This is a genomic window from Actinoplanes sp. KI2 (assembly GCF_025630775.1).
Taxonomy (GTDB): Bacteria; Actinomycetota; Actinomycetes; order Mycobacteriales; family Micromonosporaceae; genus Actinoplanes.
In genome coordinates this window covers 1-1,353 of record NZ_JAOSZE010000119.1, presented here as the reverse complement: position 1 = coordinate 1,353, position 1,353 = coordinate 1, and the positions used below count along the sequence as shown (strand labels likewise).

Below are 1,353 nucleotides of genomic sequence, written 5' to 3'. Positions count from 1 at the left end.
ACCGCCGACGACCAGCTTTTCGACGGCGGTCCGCTGGTGGCCGGCCATCGGCGGCAGGGTCGCCACGACCGAGTCCACGACGTCGGCCCAGGGCGAGCCGGCGTCGTGCAGCGCGAGCCGCAGCAGCTCCAGGCCGGCCCGGTGCCGGACGAGCTGCTCGCGATCGCCGGTGGCCGCCGCGAACTCGAGGACCACGCCGACGTGGTCGGGCAGTTCCTCGTCGCTCAGCAGCAGCCCCGCCGCGGCGTACGTCTGCTTGAGCTCCAACAGCGCCATCCCCCGGTTACGGGTGTCGCCGTGCGCGTAGTAGGTCAGGAACAGGCAGCAGCGCTTGCGGTGGTCGAAGGTGGCCACGTAGTCCTCGGCCAGCCGGGCGGGCGGCGTGTGCCGGACATGGTCGAGGAAGCGCAGCAGCGGATCACCGACCGGCGCCGCCAGCGTCCGCGCCGCCTCGTCCAGCAGATCGAGGCGGTCCAGCAGGGTCGCGTCCGGATACCCGATCATCAGGGACTGGCACTGCCAGGCGCGGGCGCTCACTTCTCCTCCTCGCCGTGCCGGGGCGGGAACAGTCCCTCGGGGCGGCCCTTCCCGTCCCAGTTGAGGAGGTTGACCCGCAGCTCCTTCTTGCCGGGGTCGACCATGGTGTCGCTGGTCTGCCGGGAGACGAGCATGTGGAAGTTCTCCACCGCGATCGGCATCGGCCCGCCGGACGACTCGCCGAACGGTCCCGAGCCGCCCATGCCCGGGCCGCCCTCGTAGTCCAGGCTGCACTCGGTGGCCAGTTCCTCCAGGCCGTGCGCCTGCTCGGCGTGGGCCGGCGGAATCACGTACCGCTCGTCGTACTTGGCCAAGGCGAGCAGCCGGTACATCTCGTACGTCTGCTCCCCGGTCATCCCCACCGCGGCCGGGATCGACTCGTCCGGGTCCCGGCCCAGATTGAGGTCCCGCAGGTACGAGCGCATCGCGGCCAGCCGGCGCAGCACCAGGTCGACCGGCCCCGGGTCGCCGGCGGTGAACAGTTGGGCCAGGTAGTCGACCGGGATGCGCAGCGCGTCGATCGCGGCGAACAGGTTGCCCCGGTCCTCGGCGTCGTAGCCGGTCTCCTTGACCGCGTCGACCACCGGGGACAGCGGCGGGATGTACCAGACCATCGGCATCGTCCGGTATTCCGGGTGCAGCGGGAGCGCCACCCGGTACTTGTTGATCAGGGCGTGGACCGGCGAGCGCTGCGCGGCGTCGAGCCAGTCCCGGGGGATGCCGGCCTGCTCGGCGGCCCGCACGACGGCGGGGTCGAACGGGTCGAGGAAGACCTTGCGCTGCGCCTCGTAGAGATCGTGGTCGTCCGGCGTGGCT

The 1,353-nt window shown here is 71.8% G+C and carries 1 protein-coding gene and 1 pseudogene; both read right to left on the bottom strand.

Going from position 1 to position 1,353, the window contains the following annotated elements; translation table 11 throughout:
* The coding region (narJ, locus tag ODJ79_RS46535) for a nitrate reductase molybdenum cofactor assembly chaperone (RefSeq protein ID WP_263030178.1) at nucleotides 1-537 on the bottom strand (537 nt) is incomplete at its 3' end.
* A pseudogene (gene narY, locus ODJ79_RS46530) lies at nucleotides 534-1,353 on the bottom strand (nitrate reductase subunit beta); the annotation flags it as partial. The pseudogene narY and the gene narJ, both read right to left, overlap by 4 nt.